The sequence below is a fragment of the Actinomyces sp. zg296 genome, from assembly GCF_009829695.1.
In the GTDB taxonomy this organism is placed as follows: Bacteria; Actinomycetota; Actinomycetes; order Actinomycetales; family Actinomycetaceae; genus Actinomyces; species Actinomyces marmotae.
In genome coordinates, this window is sequence record NZ_VWPG01000001.1 from 18371 (window position 1) to 39142 (window position 20772).

The 20772-nt window shown below is 72.4% G+C and carries 14 protein-coding genes; 11 read left to right on the forward strand and 3 right to left on the reverse strand.

Features of this window, described 5'->3' with window-relative positions:
* Positions 1-69: 69 nt before the first annotated feature.
* Positions 70-1032 (forward strand): NAD(P)-dependent oxidoreductase, encoded by a 963-nt coding sequence (locus tag GVV76_RS00085; RefSeq protein ID WP_159624023.1) that lies wholly within the window; start codon positions 70-72, stop codon positions 1030-1032.
* A complete protein-coding gene (locus tag GVV76_RS00090; RefSeq protein WP_236263121.1) occupies positions 1029-2324 on the forward strand; it encodes a TIGR04053 family radical SAM/SPASM domain-containing protein in 1296 nt (431 codons plus the stop codon). Before GVV76_RS00085 ends, GVV76_RS00090 begins: the two co-directional genes overlap by 4 nt.
* Here the strand turns inward: GVV76_RS00090 and GVV76_RS00095 are convergent.
* Positions 2265-3581: a DUF3027 domain-containing protein gene (locus tag GVV76_RS00095; RefSeq protein ID WP_236263122.1), complete on the reverse strand. Its 1317-nt coding sequence runs from the start codon at positions 3579-3581 to the stop codon at positions 2265-2267. The two genes, GVV76_RS00090 and GVV76_RS00095, sit on opposite strands and share 60 nt — an antisense overlap.
* Positions 3582-3663: 82 nt before the next feature.
* Positions 3664-5784, reverse strand: coding sequence for a helicase-associated domain-containing protein (locus tag GVV76_RS10500; protein WP_159624025.1), 2121 nt, complete (start codon positions 5782-5784; stop codon positions 3664-3666).
* A 156-nt stretch (positions 5785-5940) separates the two neighbouring features.
* Between GVV76_RS10500 and GVV76_RS00105 the strand changes: the two genes are divergently transcribed.
* Positions 5941-7110 carry an ATP-binding protein gene (locus GVV76_RS00105; RefSeq protein ID WP_159624027.1) on the forward strand — a complete coding sequence of 390 codons (1170 nt, stop codon included), beginning with the start codon at positions 5941-5943 and terminating at the stop codon, positions 7108-7110.
* 69 nt (positions 7111-7179) lie between these two features.
* Positions 7180-8877, forward strand: a complete 1698-nt coding sequence (locus tag GVV76_RS00110; protein ID WP_159624029.1) for a DNA repair helicase XPB — start codon at positions 7180-7182, stop codon at positions 8875-8877.
* Between the two features lie 50 nt (positions 8878-8927).
* On the opposite strand, the gene GVV76_RS10245 is transcribed toward GVV76_RS00110, so the two are convergent.
* Positions 8928-12161 carry a GDSL-type esterase/lipase family protein gene (locus GVV76_RS10245; protein ID WP_159624031.1) on the reverse strand — a complete coding sequence of 1078 codons (3234 nt, stop codon included), beginning with the start codon at positions 12159-12161 and terminating at the stop codon, positions 8928-8930.
* Between the two features lie 230 nt (positions 12162-12391).
* Between GVV76_RS10245 and GVV76_RS00120 the strand changes: the two genes are divergently transcribed.
* The 7 genes from GVV76_RS00120 (at position 12392) to GVV76_RS00150 (ending at position 20680) form a co-directional block, all read left to right on the forward strand.
* On the forward strand, positions 12392-14533 hold the full coding sequence (locus GVV76_RS00120) for a TPM domain-containing protein (RefSeq protein WP_236263123.1): 2142 nt from the start codon (positions 12392-12394) through the stop codon (positions 14531-14533).
* A 57-nt stretch (positions 14534-14590) separates the two neighbouring features.
* Positions 14591-15448: a PspA/IM30 family protein gene (locus tag GVV76_RS00125; protein ID WP_159522552.1), complete on the forward strand. Its 858-nt coding sequence runs from the start codon at positions 14591-14593 to the stop codon at positions 15446-15448.
* A 177-nt stretch (positions 15449-15625) separates the two neighbouring features.
* Positions 15626-16246 (forward strand): nuclease, encoded by a 621-nt coding sequence (locus tag GVV76_RS00130; protein WP_159522550.1) that lies wholly within the window; start codon positions 15626-15628, stop codon positions 16244-16246.
* A 90-nt stretch (positions 16247-16336) separates the two neighbouring features.
* Complete coding sequence (locus tag GVV76_RS00135; RefSeq protein WP_159522548.1) at positions 16337-17089, forward strand: response regulator transcription factor; 753 nt, start codon at positions 16337-16339, stop codon at positions 17087-17089.
* The gene (locus tag GVV76_RS00140; RefSeq protein WP_159624033.1) at positions 17089-18615 is read left to right on the forward strand and encodes a sensor histidine kinase; all 1527 of its coding nucleotides are present in this window, start codon (positions 17089-17091) and stop codon (positions 18613-18615) included. Before GVV76_RS00135 ends, GVV76_RS00140 begins: the two co-directional genes overlap by 1 nt.
* Before the next feature lie 169 nt (positions 18616-18784).
* Positions 18785-20095, forward strand: coding sequence for a hypothetical protein (locus GVV76_RS00145; protein ID WP_159624035.1), 1311 nt, complete (start codon positions 18785-18787; stop codon positions 20093-20095).
* Between the two features lie 291 nt (positions 20096-20386).
* A complete protein-coding gene (locus tag GVV76_RS00150; protein WP_159522542.1) occupies positions 20387-20680 on the forward strand; it encodes a WXG100 family type VII secretion target in 294 nt (97 codons plus the stop codon).
* Positions 20681-20772: the final 92 nt, after the last annotated feature.

The window sequence follows — 20772 nt, forward strand, 5'->3', positions numbered from 1 at the left end:
CAGACCCCGGCGTCGGCCACGAGACCGTATCAGGAGTCGAAAGCGGCACGGGCGAACCATAATGGGCCCATGAAGATCCTGCTCACGTCCACCTCCCACCTCGATCCATCGCCGCTGGTCGCCGATGGTCACGAGGTGGTCGTCTTCGATGAGGCCGCCCCGGTTCCTCCCGAGCACCGCGATGCGGAGGCGATGATCCTGTGGGGCATGGGCGGAGCGCGGGCCCTGGCGGCCCTGCGGGACACGGCCGGCCGCATGACGAACCTGCGCTGGATCCAGACCCTCGCCGCCGGGCCGGACGCCATCCTCGCCGCGGGCTTCCCCGACTCCGTCGCGATCACCACCGGGCGCCACTTCCACGACGCGACGGTGGCCGAGCACACGCTGGCGCTGGCCCTGGCCTGCGCGCGATCCCTGCCCCGGGCGCTGGAGGCTCAGCGCGAGCACCGGTGGGACCGCGAGCTCGGCGGGGCGAAACCCCTGCACGACCCCGACCGCCTGACCACCCTCATCGGCGCCCGCGCGCTCGTCTGGGGCTTCGGCGCGATCGGCCAGGCCACCGCGCGGCTGCTGACCGCCGTCGGCGCCCAGGTGCGCGGGGTGGCTCGCAGCGCGGGAACGCGGGCGGGCTACGAGGTGATCGCCGTGGACGACATCGACGCCGCCCTGCCCACCACTGACCTGCTCGTCTTGATCCTGCCCGCCACGCCGTCCACGGCCGGGGCCCTCGATGCCCGACGGCTGGCCCTGCTGCCCCGGCGCGCCATCGTGGTCAACACGGGGCGAGGATCCACGGTGGACACGCCCGCGCTGAACGCCGCGCTGCGCGAGGGGAGGATCGCCGCCGCCGGCCTGGACGTCACCCATCCGGAGCCGCTCCCAACCGATTCCCCGCTCTGGGACGCCCCGAACCTCATCCTCACCCCGCATGGCGCGGGCGGGCGCCCCGTGGGAGCGATGGAGCGGATCGTGCGCAATGCCAGGATCGTGGCCAACTCGCCCGCCGGCGAGCCGATCGAGGGGCTGTCATGACGCCGTCGCCCACGGCCCCCGCCCGGCGCCCCTCCGCCCGGCCGGTGCGCGTCCAGCGTCATGATCCCGCCCAGCGCCCGATGCTCGTCACCTGGGAGGCCACCCGCGCCTGCGCCCTGGCCTGCCGCCACTGCCGAGCCGAGGCCGTGCCGCTGCGCAGCCCCTTCGAGTTGGGCCTGGATGAGGCGAAGGCGCTCATGGATGAGGCGGCCGCCTTCGGCAAGCCCGCCGTCATCTTCATCATCACCGGGGGCGACTGCTTCGAGCGGCCGGACCTGGCCGAACTGGCCGCCTACGGGACGGAACTGGGGCTGCATGTGGCGCTCTCGCCGTCGGGGACGGACAAGCTCACCAAGGAGGCGCTCGCCGAGCTGCAGGAGGTGGGGGTCAACGTCATCTCCCTGTCCGTCGACGGCGCCACCGCCGCCACTCATGACTCCTTCCGGGGGCTGGAGCGCACCTTCGACCGCACGATCGCCGGCTGGGAGGCGGCCCGCGAGTTGGGAATGAAGGTGCAGATCAACTCCGTGGTGGCGCGCCACAACGCCCATGAACTGCCGGATATCGCGGCGCTCGTGCGCGAGCACGGGGCGATGACCTGGTCCGGGTTCCTCCTGGTGCCCACGGGGCGCGGCGTCGACTTGGGCGCTCTGGACGCCGATGAGGTGGAGGACGTGCTCGGCGCCTTCTACGACATGGGCGAGGCCGTCCCCGTGCGCACCACCGAGGGGCACCACTTCCGGCGCGTGTGCTTCCAGCGACAGGTCCTCGCCGATCGGGGCGTCCCCGACGAGGAGATGATGCGGATCATGGGGTACGGACCCCTGTACCGCCAGTTGCGCGAGCAGATCACCGAACTCGGGCTCGACTCGGGGCCCCGGCGGCGGCGTCCGCCGATCACCGTGAGCTCGGGCAGCGGCTTCGTGTTCGTCTCCCACACAGGGGAGGTGACGCCCTCGGGCTTCCTGGAGAAGAGCGCCGGGAACGTGCGCGACTCCTCCCTGACCGAGATCTACCGCCGCTCCGAGGTGTTCACCGGCGTGCGCGACCCGGGGCTGCTGAAGGGCCGTTGCGGCGCCTGCGAGTACAAGGCCGTGTGCGGCGGCAGTCGGGCGCGCGCCTACAACACAACCGGCGATCTCCACGCGGAAGACGCCTCCTGCAACTACCGCCCCGGCAGCTTCCCCTTCCCCGACGAGGTCGCCGCGCTCATGAGCGGGGTCGGCGGGGGCTCAGGCGCGGGTGGGCATAAGGGCCTCAAGGTCGGCGAGGCTGTTCACGCCGGCCACTGAGTCAGCCGCCTCTTCCTCGGCATCGGGCCCGTCCGAGGGCCCGGCGGACGCTGCGGAGCGCTCCTGGCCGAGTTCGTCGGCCAGGCCCGCGACGGCGTCGCGCGCGGCGACGGCGCGGTCCTCGCCGGCATCAGCGGTCTCCGGCGCGTCATCGACCGTCGGATCCGCCTCGGCCCCGGGCGCGGCGCCGACGGGGGCCTGCGGGGCCCGCGGGGCCTCATCAGCGGCGGGTTCCGCGGCAGCATCCTCGGCAGAGCCCTCGGCGGCCGGCACCGCCGCCTCCTCGACGGCGCCCCCGGCGATCTCGTCCAACGGAACGCCCCCGCGCAGGTCCTGGCCGTCGGAGGCGACGACCTCGATGCGGCCCTCGTCGACGCGTGAGGGCGTCACCGGCCACTCCGGCCCCTGGTCGGGCACATCGGTCTCGGAGTGGGCGCCGCAGCCGTGGTCGAGGGAGACGACGACGCCGTCGTCGGGGGCCCACTCGTTGGCGCAGATCCCGAAGGCCTGCCGGAAGGGCCCCGCCATGGGGATGAAGAAGCCGCATGTGGAGCAGGTGGCGTGGGCCTTGCGGACACCGTCGGCATGGGGGCCGTGATCGCCGTCGTACCAGCGCTGGGCGGCGCGCTGGACGCCCTCGGGGCTGAGGACCCGCGCGCGCCCGAGGTCGAGCTCATCGAGGGCGACCCTGTCCCCCTCCTCGTCGCCAGTGGCCTCCCAGCCCGGCTCAAGGCGCTCGTCGGTCTCGCGCAGGGGGAGCCGGTCGGAGCGGCTGACATCCCCGGGGGCCAGGCGGTCCGCCCAGGGCACCCACACGGGGGCGAGGAGCGCGTCCTCGCCGGGCAGCAACTCGAGCTCGACCACGGTGGCCGTCCGCGAGCGCGGCGCGCGGCTCATCGTGACGGCCCAGCGCCAGCCGCTGTAGCCGGCCAGGGTGCACTCGAAGAGGTGGGTGACGAGGCGCTCGGCGTCCGCGCGGGCGGCCGTGTGGGCCCCGATGGTCTCGGGGATCGTGATCTCCATGAGGGCGGTCCGCGCGAGCTCGACGGCGGTCGCGCTGGTCAGCGTGCGGTCCTTGGCGGCGAGGGCGGCCTGGGACGCCGTGGGCAGCGAGCCCCCGCGGACCAGGGCGGCGGTGGCGGGGTCGGCGGCGGTCCCGACGCTCCCCCGGGGGACCTCGGGGGCCTCAGGGCTCTGCGGGGTCGCGCTCATCTCGGGGGAGGTCGCGCCTGCCACGGCGCTCTCGGTTCCAGTCACGCGCCCCAGTGTAGAGGGGGTGTCCACGCCCCGCCCGCCAGCGCTCCCGTCGCGGGACGCGCCCCAGAGGCCCGGGGGCTGGTCAGTCCCGGCTGAGCGGCTCCACGGAGACGATGCGGTGGACGGCGACGGTTAACTCGGTCTCGCGCGCGACGTCGGCGAGCCTGACCCGCCCGGGCTCGACGGAGCGCACCCGCACCCGCCTGTCCTGGACCTCGCCGTCGGGCCCCGCCAGACGCAGGCGCAGCAGGGAGCGGTTGGCCTGCCCCTGCCGCAGGACCGCCAGGGCGTGGACGGGGTCGTTCGCGGCAACGGCCGGCCCGGCGGCGTCGAGGGCCTCCTGGCCGGCGCGCATCCTGCCGACCATGACGGCGAGCTCCCGGCTGGCGGGGACGCGGCGCCGGGAGGCGATGACGTGGCCCGGCCGGGTGGGCTCGGGCGCGGCGCCCCGGCCGCGCGCGCCAGCAACACCGCCCGGGGCGCCGTCGATGACGAGGCGGCCCTGCCCGTCCTCCAGGACGGGAGCGAGCCCCGCGGCCCGCAGCTCGCGCAGGACCTGCCCGGCGCTGGCGGTCGCGGTGATGATCCCAGGGGCGGCCTCGTCCAGGCCGAGGCCGGCCAGCCGGGGCTCGGCCAGGAGGCCCGCGGCGGCGGCCGGGTCGGGGACGCGCAGGATCGAGGCGATGGGGCGCACGCGGATCGCCCCGTGGCGGCGGGCGGCGTCCTCGACAAGGGCCTCCAGCGCCCCCGGCAGGGGGGCGGGGCTGTAGGCGCCGAGCGCGTCGAGGAGCTCGGTGGCGCTCAGACCAGCGTCGAGGGCGCCTCGCACCGAGTCGGGGGTGAAGCGGAGGGTGAGGGCACCGCCGCGCGATTCGACGACGGCGCTGCGCTCCAGCAGGGCGGCGAGCGCCGCGACGGGGCGGCCCGGGACGATCGCGGTGAGGTCGGATTGGACCAGCAGCATGGGCACCGGCTCGGGCAGGTCGGCGGCCAGCGCGTCCTCCAAGGGCCCCAGGGAGGCCGGATCCGCCTCGGCGTCCAGGGACTCGCGCTCGGCCAGGGCGCGGCCCGCGCGCGAGAGCGCTCCGGCGCCCGTGATCCCCAGGAGTTCGGCCTCGGCGAGGATCGCGGTGATGGCGCCGTCGGGGATGGGGCGGCGGGGGCGGGCCGCGGTGAGGGTCGCGCGCACGAAGCCGGGGGTGGCGGAGGCGCCGTCGGGCAGCGCGGCCAGGAGGCGCAGGACGCGGTGGCGCAGGGAGCGGGCCCAGGGGGCCTCGGCGGCGTCGCCGAGCACTGCTCTCAGGGCCCCATCCTCACCGCGGCTGCCGACCAGCCACGGGGCGCGGGCACTGGAGGCCCAGGCGGCGGCGAGGGCGGCCCAGCGCTCGGGCAGGGGCGGGGCGTCGTCGTGGGAGAGCCAGGCCAGGGCGGGGGCGGCGGGGAGCCAGGCGGCGCCGTCGTCGTCGAGGCCGAGGAGGCCCGCGGCGGCGGCGATCTCGATGACGGTGGCGGCCTGGGCGGGGGCCAGGCCGAGGGCCTCAGCGGTGCGGGCCAGGGGGCGCACGCCGACGCCGCCGGCGCGCAGGAGGGGGCCGGGCTCGCGCGACCACTCGCGCAGGAGCGCGGTGACGAGGCGGACGGCCTCCTCGGCGCGCTGGGCGGACTCGGCGGCGATGGCCCGGGGCTCGATGATGGTCAGCGAGTCGGGGCTGGGGCCGGTGAGGCTCTCGGCGGGCGGGGGCCAGGAAGCGGTGCCGGGCGCGAGGGCCTCGGCGAGGCCGGGGGCGGGCCGGTTCGAGATCGTCAGGGCGAGGCGGGAGAGCTGGGAGAGCCGGTCGGTGACGGTGTCGAGGGGCAGGGAGAGGCGGTCGGCGAGGATGGCGGCGAGGTCATCGACGGCGCCAGCGGTGCCGGCGGCGCCAGCGGGCCCTGCCAGCCCGGCGACGGGGCCGACGAGGCCCTCGGCGACGGCGATGGCGGCCGCGTCGAGCTGGGCGAGGGCGAGATCGGTGCTGGTCCGCCCGGCGGCGCGGGCCGCGAGCGCGGTGAAGGAGGGCGAAGGCGGGGAGAGGAGGTCGGGGCGGGCCAGGAGGAGGGCGGCGATCTCCCGGTCGGGCAGGCCGGTCAGGCGCGCGACCAGGTCCTCCACCGTCGCTGGGCCTGGTGCGCTTGCCTCGCGCCGCTGCGCCTCCTCACCGCTCATCCCACCAACGGTACAGCCCCGCGCCACCGGGCCCCGCGCCGATGACATCTACCGTCGTCTACACGTGTATCTAGACACAACATTCTAGGCTATACTCCTGCATACGCGCTATGCACCAATATACTCAGCTAGAGACCTAGAGATTCGGAGGGTGTCATGGACCCTGTGCTCAACCCCTATGTTCCCGGGGCAGGCCGTCGTCCCGCCGCGCTCGTGGGACGCGATGACGTCATCAGCGTCTGGGACGTCATGCTGCGTCGCGCCGAGCGCGGGACGACGGACCAGCCGCTCGTGCTCTACGGGCTACGAGGAGTCGGCAAGACCGTCCTCCTCACCCGCCTGCGCCACGATGCGGACACCCGCGAGTGGATCACGGTCCAGGTCGAGGCCGGAACCAGCAGGGGCCTTCGCGAGATCGTGGGCGAGGGGCTGTACGGCCCCCTGAGCGACCTCGCGCGCCCCTCCGCCGGCACGCGCCTGCTGCGCGCCCTCAAGACCGCCCTGTCCTTCAAGGCCTCCTACGACCAGACGGGCTCATGGTCCTTCGGCATCGACCTGAGCGGGCACAGCGGCGGCGGCGCCGACTCGGGAGTGCTTGAGACGGACCTCAAGAAGATCCTCAAGGACGTCTCGCTCGCAGCCGCGGAGGCGGGCAGCGGGCTCGCGCTCCTCATCGACGAGGCACAGGACCTCTCAGCCGAGGATCTCACCGCGTTGGTGGCCGTCTCCCACGCCGCCGCCCAGGACGACTGGCCGGTGCTCTTCGCGCTCGCTGGTCTTCCCAGCCTCCCGCAGACGCTCGCTCAAGCGCGGTCCTACTCTGAGCGCTTCCGGTTCGTCAAGGTTGAGCGCCTCGACCCGGACGGTGCTGCCGCAGCGCTCGCCGATCCGGCCACGGCGGAGGGCGTGACGTGGGACGACGACGCTCTGTCACACGTCGTGGACCGCTCCGGGCGCTACCCGTACTTCATCCAGCAGTTCGGGCAGGAGGCGTGGAACGCCGCATCCGGCACACGCATCGACGCTCGGGCGGCTGAGCTCGGCGTCGCCTCAGGTCTGACCCAACTCGACAACGGGTTCTTCCGCGCCCGCTGGGACCGCACGACCCAGGCGGAGAAGCTCTACCTGCGGGCCATGTGCCCCGAAGGCGAGGACGGCATCCGCAGCGGCGAGGTCGCCAGCCGGCTGGGCCGGACCATCCAGAGCCAGAGCGGGGTGCGCAACTCCCTCATCCGCAAGGGCGTCGTCTACGCGCCCGACCACGGCGTCGTCGCCTTCACCGTCCCGGGCATGGCCGAATTCATCTCCCGGCAGCACGGGGAGTAGGGGACGGCTCCACGGACGCGGGCGGGCGCTCGTACCCTCCTTGGCGCCAGGAGCGCGATACTCACCCCTATGCCCACCACGCCCAACCCATCCGCTCCCCCAGCCCCGGACGGCCCGCTCATCGTCCAGAGCGACCGGACGGTCCTGCTCGAGGCCGCCCACCCGGCCGCCGACGACGCCCGCCGCGCCATCGCGCCCTTCGCCGAGCTGGAGCGGGCCCCCGAGCACATCCACACCTACCGGATCACGCCCCTGGCGCTGTGGAACGCGCGGGCCGCGGGCCTGGACGCGGAGACGGTCGTCCACGTGCTCGTCACCTACTCCCGCTTCCCCGTCCCCCACGCCCTGCTCACCGAGATCGCCGAGACGATGGGGCGCTACGGGCGCCTCCAGCTGGTGGCGGATCCCGCGCACGGGCTCGTCCTGCGCGCCACCGACTCCCCGGTCCTGGAGGAGGTCCTGCGCTCCAAGCGGACCGCGGGGATGCTCGGGGAGCGCCTGGGGGACGCCGACGTCGTCGTCCATCCCTCTGAGCGGGGCCGCCTCAAGCAGGCCCTCATCAAACTGGGCTGGCCCGCGGAGGACCTCGCGGGCTACGTCGACGGCGAGGCCCACCCGATCACGCTGGTCGAGGACCCGGCCGGCGCGGCTGCCGGCTCCCCGGGGGCCTTCGCGCTGCGCCCCTACCAGCGCCAGGCGGTGGACGCCTTCTGGTCGGGGGGCTCCGGCGTCGTCGTCCTTCCCTGCGGGGCGGGCAAGACGCTCGTGGGCGCGGCGTCGATGGCGCGCTCATCCACCACCACTCTCATCCTGGTGACCAACGCGGTCTCGGCGCGCCAGTGGAAGGAGGAGCTCATCCGCTTCACCACCCTTACCGCCGACGAGATCGGGGAGTACTCGGGGGCACGCAAGGAGGTCCGGCCCGTCACCATCGCCACCTACCAGGTGCTCACCATGAGGCGGAAGGGCACCTACCCGCACCTGGACCTGCTCGACGCGCGCGACTGGGGACTCATCGTCTACGACGAGGTCCACCTCCTGCCCGCTCCCGTCTTCCGCATGACGGCGGACCTTCAGGCGCGCCGCCGCCTGGGGCTGACAGCCACGCTCGTGCGCGAGGACGGGCGCGAGGATGAGGTCTTCAGCCTCATCGGGCCCAAGCGCTACGACACTCCCTGGAAGGACCTGGAGAACCAGGGGTGGATCGCGCCGGCAGTGTGCACGGAGGTCCGCCTCACCCTCGACGCCGGGGAGCGGATGTCCTACGCCACTTCGGAGTCGGAGGACCGCTACCGGCTGGCCGCCACCAGCCCGCGCAAGCGGGATGTGGTCGAGCGGATCCTGGCGCGCCATCGGGGCGAGGAGGCGCTCGTCATCGGCTCTTACGTCGACCAACTCGAGGATCTGGCCGAGCACCTGGGCGCGCCGATCATCACCGGGGCGACGACGGTTCGCCAGCGCCAGCGCCTCTACGACGACTTCCGGGCGGGCAAGGTCCCCGTGCTCGTGGTCTCCAAGGTCGCCAACTTCTCCATCGACCTGCCCGGCGCCTCCGTGGCGGTACAGGTCAGCGGCTCCTTCGGGTCGCGCCAAGAGGAGGCGCAGCGCCTGGGGCGGATCATGCGCCCCAAGTCCGACGGCCGCCAGGCGCACTTCTACACCGTCGTCGCGCGCGACACCAAGGACCAGGAGTTCGCCGCCCACCGCCAACGCTTCTTAGCCGAGCAGGGATACGCCTACGAAATCGTCGAGGCCGACGACCTGTGAGAGGAGGGCGGGTCGGGGCGCTCGCGCGTCCCGACCCGCCCTGGCTCCCGTCAGCCGATCCACCTCCCGGACTCGGAGAATCGGTGCCAGTCGGGCCCCAGTTTGCGCCAGCCGGTGACCATCGCACCGTCATCGCCCAGGTAGTACCAGTCGGGCCCGTGCTTGAGCCAACCAGTGACCATCGCACCGCTGTCACCCAGGTAGTACCAGTGGGGCCCGTGCTTGAGCCAACCAGTGACCATCGCGCCGCTGTCACCCAGGTAGTACCAGTTGCCCGCGTCGAGCGCCCAGCCCGTGCGCATCGTGCCAGCGCCGTCCAAGAGGTACCAGGTGCCGCGATCATTGAGCCATCCGGTGGCCCAGGAGCCGTCCGCGCGCTGGAACCCCCACGTCCCGTCGGGTTGGAGGACCCAGTGATCCATGGCCTCCGGCTGGGGGCGCTGCGGCGGTCGTGGCGCATCACCCTGCCCTTGGGCACTGGCCTCGCCCGAGGCCACTCGGACCGGGGAGCCGGTCCGGTACGCGACGGCCGTGGCGACGTAGGAGGAGGCATTGGGGAGGCTCTCGAAGACGGCCTCCGCCTGCCCCGCCGGGACCACGCGGGTGACCGACCATCCCTCGTCCTTCCCGGAGACCGTGACAGCGATGTCGCCAATCGCGCCGACCTGCGGCCGCGTGAACGGCTGGAGGTCAACGGTAGCCGTGGTCCCCGAGGCGGCCGCGCTGGTCGTGATCCCCGGCGCGGGCGCCTGGGCCGCCGAGATAGCCGGCTCGTACTGGAGCGCGGCCTGCTCATTGTCGGGGGCCCACAGGCCGAGGGCACTCAGGAAGAGCCTGGCCATGTGGCGCTGGCCGTTGAACCCGGGGTGCAGGTTGTTGCCCATGAGGATCTGGTCGACCTTGTTGGCGTCCGCGGGGTCGCTGATGAGCCAGGGGTAGCGCTCCGCGGATTCCTGCCATCGGGTGAACTGATCGACGACGATGAGCCCGTCGTCCTCGGCGCCGAGCTGCTTCATGATGGCGACATAGGGCTTGACCCGCTCACTCCTGCTGCCCGGCGTCGGGGTGCGCAGGATGATGACCGCGTCGGGGTTCTTCGCCCGGATACGCTCGATGATGGTCCGGAGGTTCTTCCGATAGGTCTCAGGAGGCGTGGCCGCACTGGCGGAGTCATTCGTGCCGATCATCAGGGAGACGACGTCGGCCGGGTAGTTGTCCAGGCGCGGCCCGATCTGCGCCAGAGTCTCAGCAGTGTCGGCCCCGGACACGGCGGTGTTGACCACCACGTCATCCTTGCGGCCCAGGACCTCATGGACGTACTTCTCCACGACCTGGGGGACGGCGTCGTAGCCCTTGGTGTGCAGCGCCCCGTGGGTGATGGAGTCCCCCATGAACAGCCAGGTCAGGGGGCGCCCCTGCCCCAGCTTGCCCGAGAGCCTGTCGATCGGCGAGACGACGGCGGGGCTGAAGGAGCCCGATGCGAGCTCGCCGCGAAGCGTCGCCAGCCGCTGGGCGCCGTCGGTCGAGGCGGTGGTGATCTCCACGCGCCCGGCGTTCGGCAGGCCGCGAAGCAATGCGGTGCCCCCGGCGTCCACCGTGGCGGAGGAGAGCGTCGTGCCGACCTTCGACGGGGCGAGGTCGGCGTCCTCATCGGACAGGATCACCCGGGCCTCGACGCGCCAGCGCCCACCGACCTCCTGGGGGATCGAGACCGACAGCGCGCCGGAGCGGAGGGAGGCGGTCGGCGCCTCGGCCCTGAAGGCCGCGGGCGCGGGGCTCTCCTTGCGATCGAGGGTCACGCCCCTCCCGGGGAAGGCAGTGGGCAGGCCGATCGTCGCATCGGCGAGCTGGCGGCCCAGGATGAGGTGGCCCTGAGCGGTGAGCGTGGAGTCGGCCCTCAGCCCCGCGGAGGCGAAGGCGCTGTCGGCCTTGGTCTGGGAGAAGTGGTCCACGACGATGATCCTGCTGTGGATCGCGGGCTTGGCCGCGTACTCGTTGACGACGTCCTTCGCGGCCGCCGCGTAGCGCTCAGCGAGGTCAGCCTTCTCCTTGGGCCGGTAGGGGAGTTGGACGACGGCGAAGGCGCCGGATCGCACGGCGACCGCCTTGTCGATGAACTGCCGGAGAGCGCCCTGGAAGGCGGGCACCCCGGCCTCACCGGCGGCGTAGTCGTCAGGGCTGATGAGGTAGGCGGTGGCCTTCGGTCTCAAGGGCGCGACCCGGGTGTCGAAGTCCGCCACGACATCGGACAGGACCGTGCCGGGGCGGGCCAGGTTGACGGTGTAGCGCTGCCTCGCGTGGAGCTTGTTCCCGCTCTGGGCCCGGTCCCAACGGATGTACTCCTCGAACTGGCCGACGTAGTTACGGGCCCCTCGCGTCTGCGAGAAGCCGCCGGCGACGTCGGATCCCCCGGTGAACGCCCAGGTGTTGTCCGGGGAGTCGTCGAAGAGCTCGGCGCGCGCCGAGCCGGGGCCGTCCGAGCGGGCGCCGGCGAGCGTGATGGTCTTGGCGTCCTCATCGGACACCGCCTGCGAGGTCACCATGACATCGGAGATTTCGCCGGTGAAGCCATGGCGCACCGCCCCGTCGGCCTCCCGGTAGCCGCCGACACTCACCTCATTGATCTCGGTGAGGGCGCTGAGCAGGCCGTCGAAGGCGGCGTTCGTGGTGCTGAACACCTCGCGCCCGTCAACCGTCAGGCGCATCGCCTTGGCGTCGGTCGAGCTGAAGGCCGCCATGTGCCACTGATCGCGCCCTGCCCCGAGGGGCGACTCGGCCTGGACCTGCGGGAGGGCGTAGCGCACGACGCCTCCGTCCTTCTTGACGAAGAACGACGCGACGTCCGGCACCCGATCGAGCTCCTTGCCGGGCGTGGATCCCAGGGTGGCTCCGGCCTTCCTGGCACCCAGGAGGAGCCCGGGCGCATTGGCCCCCTGGCTGCGGAAGCGGATGAAGACGGTGCCATGGCGCAGTCCTCGCAACCGCTCGGCGCGATCATCGAGGCTGAGGGCCCTGGTGCCGTCGAAGCGGGAGTCCTGGCCGGTCATGGCGATGGAGACCTCGGCACTCGCTTTGAGCGGCTCAAGGAGCGGGTTGTCGTGGGTCGGCTGGCCGACGGCCGCCGCGGCCTGCTGTCGCGGTTGGCCACCGTGGACCTCCCCGGCGGCCGCGGGCGAGGGGGTGAGGATCATCGCCAGCGCCAGGGCGGCAGTGGCGAGGACCCTGGGGGGCCTGGCGGACACGAGCGGGAGGGCGGCATTGCGCCGCTTCGATCTGTGCAGCATGACATCGTTGTCCTTAACTATGCGCGTGGGAACTCAGGGTGGCAGATGGGGAACCCTGGGTGCCGGGGATCGTAGCATTCATCCGACGTCCGACCGGACGGGGTGTCATCTGCCGCCCATCGGGGCCAAGCCCCCGAGGCCCTTCAAAGCCGGCCGCCCGCGAGCGGATCGCTCAGGCGTGGGCGAAACGAGTTGCCCTAGGCGCGCTCCGACGGAGACGATGGACCGCGATGCTATCGACAGCCCGCCCCTCGCGCCGCCCGTGTCACGCTCCGCGCCTGGCCATCCCGATCCTCCTCGCCCTGGGCGCGGGGGCCCTCGTCGCGCCCACCGCCACCGCCCAGGCGCCGGCATCCACCGCCATCAGCGGTCCCGCCGCGATGACGGCTGGGGCGCTGGCATCGGGCTCCACGGCCAGGGGGGCGGCCGCCCGCGTCGTCGACGGCGCGAACATCCTGGACGACGCCGCGGCCGCCTCCGCCGTCGAGAAGGCCGCGAAGGACGGCATCACCCTGTCGATCCTCACGGCCACCGATGAGACGAGCAAGGCCGAGGCCCTGGCCAAGAAGGAGTGGCGCGCCAAGGGCATGGGGGCCTCCAACGCCCTGCTCGTCATCAACATGCCGGCTTCGGGCTCGAACTCCTACTACCTGGCCACGGGCAGCGACATCCCGGCCTCCAAGCGCAGCGAGCTGGGCAGCGAGATCGGCTCCTACATGCGCTCCCGCGACTTCGACGGCGCCGTCGCCGCCCTTCCGGGGCTCCTGGCCAAGGCCAAGGGCGGGAGCGGGACCGAAGGCTCATCGGGCGGGTCGGCCACGGGCCTGGTGCTGCTGGCGGGCGGGGGCGCGGCCGCCGCGGGGGCGGCCGCCTACGCCGTCTCGCGCCGCCGCAGGTCGGGAGCCTCATCCCCCCAGGAGGACAACGTGTTCTGGAATCGCAAGAAGAGGGCGCCTGAGCCGGTCGGTCCGGTGCCCCTGGACCAGCTCATCGCCCAGGCGGGCGCCGCCCTGGTGACCGCTGATGACGCGATGCGCGCCGCTGACGAGGAGTTGTCCTACGCCCAGGCACAGTTCGGCCTGTCCGCGACCGACTCCTTCACCGAGGCGCTGGGCCAGGCCAAGGCCCACCTGAGCCGCTGCTTCGAGCTGCGCAAGATCCTCGACGACGACATCCCCGAGACCGAGGCCCAGCAGCGCCAGATGTACGGGGAGATCCTCGACCGCTGCCAGCAGGCCATGGGCGCGATCCGGGCGCAGAACCAGCTCTTCGAGGAGCGGCGCGGCATCGAGTCCGCGCTGCCAACCTCCATGTCCGAGACCGCCCAGCGCGCTGACGAGACCGAGCAGGCCATCACCATGGCCAAGACGCTCCTGGTGACGCTGCGCGCCACCTACCCCGCCTCAGCGCTCACCTCGGTCTCCGAGGCGCCCGCGCGCGCCGAGAGGCTGCTGGCCGCGGGCCGCACCGCCCTGGAGCAGGCCAGGGCCAGCGCCGACGCCGGGCAGCAGTCCACCGCCGTCGAGCAGGTGCGCATCGCCCAGGGCTCGATTGCCCAGGCCGGCACCCTCGCAGCCCAGGTGACCAGCGCCAATGCTCGCTTGAGCACGGCCTCGGCCGACCTTGCGGCGGCGATCGCCTCCCTGTCCTCCGATCTCGTGGACGCCAAGCGCCTGGCCGACCAGGTGCCCAGTGCCACCCTCTCCCCGCTCGTGGCCGACGCCGAGGCCGCGATCGCCGAGGGCCGCGCTGCCTCCGGGAAGGCCAGCACCGACCCGTCCGCCCCGGCCACCGGCGATCAGGTGGTCGGCGACCCCCTGGCTGCACTGGACCACCTCAGCCGCGCCGAGACCGCGATCGACGCCGCGCTCGCCCCGGCGCGGGCGAAGGAGGAGAACGACTCGCGGGCCCGCAGCCAGTTGGGCTCGCGCCTGTCGCGCCTCAACTCGCAGGTGCAGTCCGTGACCACCTACATCACCACCCACCGCGGCGCCGTCGGCTCTTCGGCCCGCACCGCCCTGTCCGAGGCGGCCCGCCACGCCTCGGCGGCCACCATCGCTCAGTCCACGGACCCGCAGGCGGCCCTGGCCGAGGTAGCCGCCGGAGAGCCGCTGGTGGCGCAGGCGCAGGCCCTGGCGGAGGCCGATGTGCGCGACGCCGGCAACGCCTGGGGCGCCGGCTCCAGCCACTCCGGGGGATATGGCCGCCGCGGCGGCGGCCTGGACCTCGGTTCGCTCGTGCTCGGAGGGATCCTCATGGGCGGCCTGTTCGACGACGACCGCCCCCACCACATCGGAGGTTGGGGCGGCGGCGACTTCGGAGGCTTCGGCGGGGACTTCGGAGACTTCGGCGGCTCCGGCGGGGACTTCTGAGCCCCTCACCACTGTTCAACCCCATCACCTCAACCACCACCCGAAGGGAACCCCCACATGGCTGAGAAGCAGTCGATCCTGGGCCGCATCGCCCAACTGACCCGCGCGAACATCAACGCCCTCCTCGATCGCGCCGAGGACCCGGAGAAGATGCTCAATCAGCTCGTGCGCGACTACACGAACTCCATCGCCGAGGCCAAGCAGGCGGTCGCCCAGACGATCGGCAATCTGCGCCTGACCGAAAAGGACTACGAGGCCGACGTCGCCCAGGCCAAGGACTGGGGGGCCAAGGCCCTGGCCGCCTCCCGCAAGGCCGACGAGATGCGCGCCGCCGGTGACGCCGCGAGCGCCGACAAGTGGGACTCCCTGGCCAAGGTGGCCATCACCAAGCAGATCACGGCGGAGAGGGAGGCCAAGGAGGCCGAGCCGATGATCGCCTCCCAGCGCCAGGTGGTCGAGCAGCTCAAGACGGGGCTGAACCAGATGGAGGTCAAGCTCGGCGAGCTCAAGTCCCGCCGCGACCAGCTCATCGCCCGCCGGAGGACCGCCGAGGCGCAGGTCAAGGTCCAGGGAGCGATCAGCTCGATCAACGTCATGGACCCCACGTCCGAGCTCTCCCGCTACGAGGAGCAGGTGCGCCGCGTCGAGGCGCAGGCCGCCGGGCAGATGGAGTTGGCGAGCTCCTCCCTGGAGTCCCAGTTCGCCGAGCTGGAGGCCTCAGACACCCAGATCGAGGCCGAGGCCCGCCTGGCAGCCCTCAAGTCCGGCGGCAAGGCGGCGCTGCCCTCCGCGTCCGCCGCCCCCGCCCAGATCACCGATGGGGACGACGCCGTCAACGCCGCCTTCGAGGCCCTCAAAGCCCAGAGCAGGCCCGTCGCCCAGGGCGCCACCGACGAGGACGCCTCCTCGTACTGACGCCCTGGCCAGACGGAGGGGCCGTGGTGGGATTCGGTCCGCGGGGCCGGCATCGGGTCTGGCCGAGGCGCCGGAGGGCGCCCGACGGCCAGGGGGGACCGGCCCGCGGATCGAATCCCACCGCCTCAAGCGCATCGCCATGCCCTCACCCATGCGCCGCCCGGCTACCATAGGCGCATGAGCAGCCCCACCTACCTCCTCATCGATGGCGAGAACATCGACGCCACCCTCGGCATGAGCGTTCTCGGGCGCCGCCCCGAGCCCGATGAGCGCCCTAGGTGGGACCGCGTCCTGTCCTTCTGCGACTCCTTGTCGGACGCGACGTCGTCGGACGGCCAGGGCGAGGACGCCCACGGCCTGTTCTTCCTCAACGCCACAAGCGGTCACATGCCGATGGGCTTCATCCAGGCGCTCATGGCGATGGACTACCGCCCGATCCCTCTGTCGGGCTCCGGCGCCGCCGATGAGAAGGTGGTGGACACCGGTATCCAGCGGACCCTCGACGCCTTGGCCGAGCGCCTCGCCGCTCAGCGCGCCGAGGATGCCTCCGCCCGTCTCCAGGTGCTCCTGGGAAGTCACGACGGCGACTACATCCCCCAGGTCGAGCGGCTCCTCGACGGCGGCGCCCAGGTCGGCATCCTGTGCTTCCGCGAGTTCCTCAACTCCCATCTGGCGGCCCTGGAGACCAGGGGCCTGAGGATCCACGACCTGGAGTACGACGTCGACGCCTTCACCTCCGTACTGCCGCGCATCCGGATCATCCCGCTGCAGGAGTTCGACCCGCTGCAGTTCATCTGAGCGGCGGGCCCAGCGCCCCGAGGCGCCCCGCCATCCAGGATTCCCAGCGACCATTCAGATACCTTCCAGGAATCTTGCGACAATGGGCGCATGGATCTCGACACGCGCACCGGCACGCCTCAGGCATCCACCGAGGCCAAGCTCCTCGTTGTCGACGACGAGCCGAACATCCGCGACCTGCTCGCCTCCTCCCTGCGCTTCGCGGGGTTCGAGGTCGTCACCGCCACCGATGGGAATCAGGCGCTGCGCGCCATCGAGTCCAACGATCCCGACCTCATCGTCCTGGACGTCATGCTCCCGGACATGGATGGCTTCACGGTGGCCAGACGGGTGCGGGAGCGGGAGATCGCCACGCCGATCCTGTTCCTCACCGCCCGCGACGACATGGATGACAAGGTCCAGGGCCTGACGGTGGGCGGGGATGACTACGTCACCAAGCCCTTCGGCCTGGAGGAGGTCGTGGCCCGCATCCGCGCTATCCTGCGGCGCACGAACGCCGTCAACGAGACCGATGACGGCACGCTGCGCGTGGCCGACCTCATCCTCGACGAGGACGCGCACGAGGTCCACCGTGCCGGCGTCGAGGTCGAGCTGTCCCCCACCGAGTTCAAGCTGCTGCGCTACCTCATGATCAACGCGGGGCGCGTGGTCTCCAAGACCCAGATCCTCGATCACGTCTGGGAGTACGACTGGAGCGGGGACGCCGCGATCGTGGAGTCCTACATCTCCTACTTGCGCCGGAAGGTCGACCAGATCGAGGCGATCGACGGCACCACCGTGACGCCCCTCATCCAGACCCGTCGCGGCGTGGGCTACATGCTGCGCGAGCCCAAGGGTGAGTGATGCCGCCATCCCGGAGGCGGGGCCGCTTCCACCCCATCATCGAGTCCAAGCGCTACTGGCACTCCCAACCGCTGCGCACCCGACTGGCGCTCATCACCACGGGCCTGCTCACCGTGGGGCTCCTGGCCACATCCCTGGTCACCACCCAGTTGCTGCAGACCCACCTCATAGGGCAGGTCGATAACCAGCTCAAGGTGACCTCCCGAACGATCGGCGACCGGGGCCTGGAGTACCTCCAGCAGGATGGCAGGAGCTCGCAGGCCCCCACCACCTATTACCTGGAGGCCCAGTACTCCAGCGGCAAGATCGGCCGGATGGTCAATGACAAGACGACGGCGGAGTACGGCATCCCGTCCCTGGGAACCCTGTCGCTGGACAACCGCGAGCCGTTCACCGTCCCCTCCTCGTTGCCGGGCCACTACTGGCGCGTCCTGCCCCTGGAGATCAAGGATCAGGATGGCGACTACGCCGGCATCGTCGCCATCGCGCTGCCACTGCGCAATGTCCGGGACACCGTGGAGCAGACCAGGGTCGTGGTCGCCGTGACGGACGTCGTCGTCGTCCTCGTCGGGGCGGCCCTGGCCACCTACCTCGTCCACCGGTCCTTCGGCCCGCTGCGGCAGATCGAGGGCGTGGCGGGGCGCATCTCCCGGGGGGACCTGTCCGCTCGCGTGCCGGTGACCGAGCCGCCGATGACGGAGGTCGGCTCGCTGCAACAAGCCCTCAACACGATGCTCCAGCAGAACGAGCACGCCTTCTCGGTGCAGGTCACCGCGCAGGTGCGCATGACGCGGTTCGTCTCCGACGCCTCCCACGAGCTGCGCACACCGCTGTCGGCGATCCAGGGCTACGGCGAGCTCTATCGCATGGGCGGCGTGCCCGCGGAACGCACGAGCGAGGTCATGGGGCGCATCGAGTCCGAGGCCACCCGGATGGGCCGCCTCGTCGAGGACCTGCTCCAGCTGGCCCGCATGGATGAGGGCCGCAAGATGGACACCGCCCCCGTCGATCTCACGGCCGTGTGCGCCGGAGCGCTCACGGACATGGTGGTCCTGGCCCCCGAGCGCGACTGCGCGCTGCTGAGGCTCGACGGCGGCCCCGAGGCCCCCCAGCCCCTGACCGTCATGGGGGACCGCGACCGGCTTGCCCAGGTCGTCACCAACCTCCTGGGCAACGTGGTGCGTCACACGCCCGCGGGGACCCCGGTGGAGATCGCGCTGGGGCCGATCGGCGGCCGCTCGGCCATCATCGAGGTGCGAGACCATGGCCCGGGCATCGCCCCCGCGGACGCGAGCAAGGTGTTCCAGCGCTTCTACCGGGCGGACACCTCCCGCAACCGGGAGACCGGCGGATCGGGGCTCGGCCTGTCGATCGTCGCCGCGATCGTCCAGCGCCACCACGGGACGATCGGCATCACCCCCACCCCGGGCGGTGGCGCCACGGTGCGCATCGAACTCCCTCTGGCCCAACCCGAGCAGGCCCCCGTGCCGGCGGGCGACGGGCCGCGCGCGGGTAGGCGCGGGTAGGCACGGGTAGGCACGGGGCGCCGCAGCAGGTCAAAGGCCCCCGCGCGGGCCCCGATGGGGAACGCTGCCCGGGGTGGCAGGTGGAACACGATCGCACTTCGACTTTCCCGCCCCGCAGCCCTACGATGACAGCTGTTCTGTAACTCCTGTGAGGCATCGGAGGCATGGCATGGCCGTCAGCGACGCGCCGCAGTGGCTGCTCCCCGCCTTCGTGCGCAGCCTCAAGGCCCTGGGCACGACGGCTGATCCGGAGCGGCTCCGCGCTGCCGGTCAGGAGCTCATCGAGCGCTGGTCCACGCCGGACCGCCGCTTCCACAACCTCAAGCACGTCATCGACATGCTCGCCCGCGTGGACGAGCTCGCGGATGAGTCCCACTACCCCGATGTCATGCGCATCGCGGCCTGGTACCACGGCTGCGTGTTCTCCGCGGAGACCAAGGAGACCTACCAGCGCAACGGCGGCGAGGACGAGGTCGCCTCGGCCGCCCTGGCCGCCAAGGAACTGTCGGCCCTGGGCGTCCCGGACGCCACGGTGGATCGGGTCTGCGCCCTCATCCTCAACCTCAAGAGTCATACGCTGCCGGCCAACGACATGGACGCCAGCGCCCTCAATGACGCGGACCTGGGAACCCTCGCCGTCGAGCCGCAGATGTACAAGAAGTACCGGATGGCGGTGCGCGAGGAGTACGCCCACATCCCCGACGAGCGCTACTACGAGGCGCGCCTGGCGATCATCACCCGGCTCCTGGATCGGGACCGCCTCTTCTCCTCGCCCCTCGGTGAGCGCTGGGAGTTGCCCGCCCGGCAGAACCTGGCCGCCGAGAAGAGCAGGATCGAATGCGCCCTGGCGAAGATGCCCGATGGAGGGGCCCTGCCGAGCAACGACCCTGCTGTCGTCCCCGCTCCCGCCGGCGGCGCCGCCGCGCCCACCGCCCCCGAGCTTGGGATGAGGGCCGTCCCGGCTCCCACCGAGGCGACCCCGGCGTCCACGGCTCCGAGCGCCCCGGCGCTCTCGACGGCGGCCCCGGAGCGCGTCGAGCCCGCCGAGCCGACGGAGGCCCCAGTGCCTCCGTCCCCCTCCCGCCCCGCCGCGCAGGCGCGCCCCGAGGCCGTGCCCTCCTCGGTCCCGCCTGAGCCCCCGGCGGAATCGGGCTCAGTCCCATCGGCGCCGTCCACGCCGTCACCGCACACGCCCCCACGGGGGGTGCCGCGCGCCCGTGAGAGGCAGCGCGAGCATGATGAGCACGCCACCTCGATGGAGACCTGCGCCGAGGACATCGACCGCCTGCTGTCGTCCCCCCGTGCCGGGGAGGTTCCTGAGCCGCGCGGCCGCCAGGCGATGGCCCAGGCGGAGCGCGAGCGCATGGCCGAGCGCCTGCGCCTCAAGACCGAGGAGGCCAAGATCGCTCGCGAGGCCCGTACCGGCGAGTTCATGCCGATTCTCGACGAGATCATCGACGACGGGGCCGGGGGTCTCTGAGCCCCGCGCCCCTGTGCCGCTTAGCGCTCCTCTGAGCGCCTCCTCCGCCCCTCGCCCTCGGCGACTTCGTGCTTTTGGTGACGGCCTCGGCGGGAGGGGCGCGAATTAGTCACCACAGGCATGACCTCGCGGGCCAGGGCGTCGCACGACCCCGGGCGCGCAGCACCACAGGCGGCCAGGCGCGGGGTGCCCGGGCTCTCTTGTGGAGGGCGCGCCAGCCCGTCCCCCACGCGCGCCTACCGTGGATCGACGGCGCCGCCCGGCGCCCACCCACGCAGGAAAGGCCCCATCATGCCCATCTTCTCCGTCGACACCCAGGCGGTCTCCGATACCGCCAGCCGGACCGCCACCCGCATCTCCACCATCCAGGCGGAGGTCGACGCCATGAACAGCGACATCGCCACGCTGGAGACCACTTGGTCCGGCACCGCCTCCATGTCCATGAGCGCGGCGGCGGCCTCCTGGCACCTCACTCAATCGCGGGTCCAGAACAGCCTCGACATGCTCCGCGCCGCGCTTGGCATCTCGGCCGACTCCTACTCCAGCGCCGAGTCCGGCAACCAGGCCCTCTTCGCCCCCCAGTGAGCCGCTCCGCGCGACGGCGGGCCGCCCCACTGAGAACCAGTGGAACGGCCCGCCGTCGATGGGCCCAGGGGCTGACGCCCCTGAGAAGTCCC

Bases quoted from the DNA above. Each gene is read 5' to 3' on its own strand.
- GVV76_RS00085 (WP_159624023.1), top strand. From the start codon at position 70: ATGAAGATCCTGCTCACGTCCACCTCCCACCTCGATCCATCGCCGCTG.
- GVV76_RS00090 (WP_236263121.1), top strand. From the start codon at position 1,029: ATGACGCCGTCGCCCACGGCCCCCGCCCGGCGCCCCTCCGCCCGGCCG.
- GVV76_RS10500 (WP_159624025.1), bottom strand. From the start codon at position 5,784: ATGAGCGGTGAGGAGGCGCAGCGGCGCGAGGCAAGCGCACCAGGCCCA.
- GVV76_RS00105 (WP_159624027.1), top strand. From the start codon at position 5,941: ATGGACCCTGTGCTCAACCCCTATGTTCCCGGGGCAGGCCGTCGTCCC.
- GVV76_RS00110 (WP_159624029.1), top strand. From the start codon at position 7,180: ATGCCCACCACGCCCAACCCATCCGCTCCCCCAGCCCCGGACGGCCCG.
- GVV76_RS10245 (WP_159624031.1), bottom strand. From the start codon at position 12,161: ATGCTGCACAGATCGAAGCGGCGCAATGCCGCCCTCCCGCTCGTGTCC.
- GVV76_RS00120 (WP_236263123.1), top strand. From the start codon at position 12,392: ATGCTATCGACAGCCCGCCCCTCGCGCCGCCCGTGTCACGCTCCGCGC.
- GVV76_RS00125 (WP_159522552.1), top strand. From the start codon at position 14,591: ATGGCTGAGAAGCAGTCGATCCTGGGCCGCATCGCCCAACTGACCCGC.
- GVV76_RS00130 (WP_159522550.1), top strand. From the start codon at position 15,626: ATGAGCAGCCCCACCTACCTCCTCATCGATGGCGAGAACATCGACGCC.
- GVV76_RS00135 (WP_159522548.1), top strand. From the start codon at position 16,337: ATGGATCTCGACACGCGCACCGGCACGCCTCAGGCATCCACCGAGGCC.
- GVV76_RS00140 (WP_159624033.1), top strand. From the start codon at position 17,089: ATGCCGCCATCCCGGAGGCGGGGCCGCTTCCACCCCATCATCGAGTCC.
- GVV76_RS00145 (WP_159624035.1), top strand. From the start codon at position 18,785: ATGGCCGTCAGCGACGCGCCGCAGTGGCTGCTCCCCGCCTTCGTGCGC.
- GVV76_RS00150 (WP_159522542.1), top strand. From the start codon at position 20,387: ATGCCCATCTTCTCCGTCGACACCCAGGCGGTCTCCGATACCGCCAGC.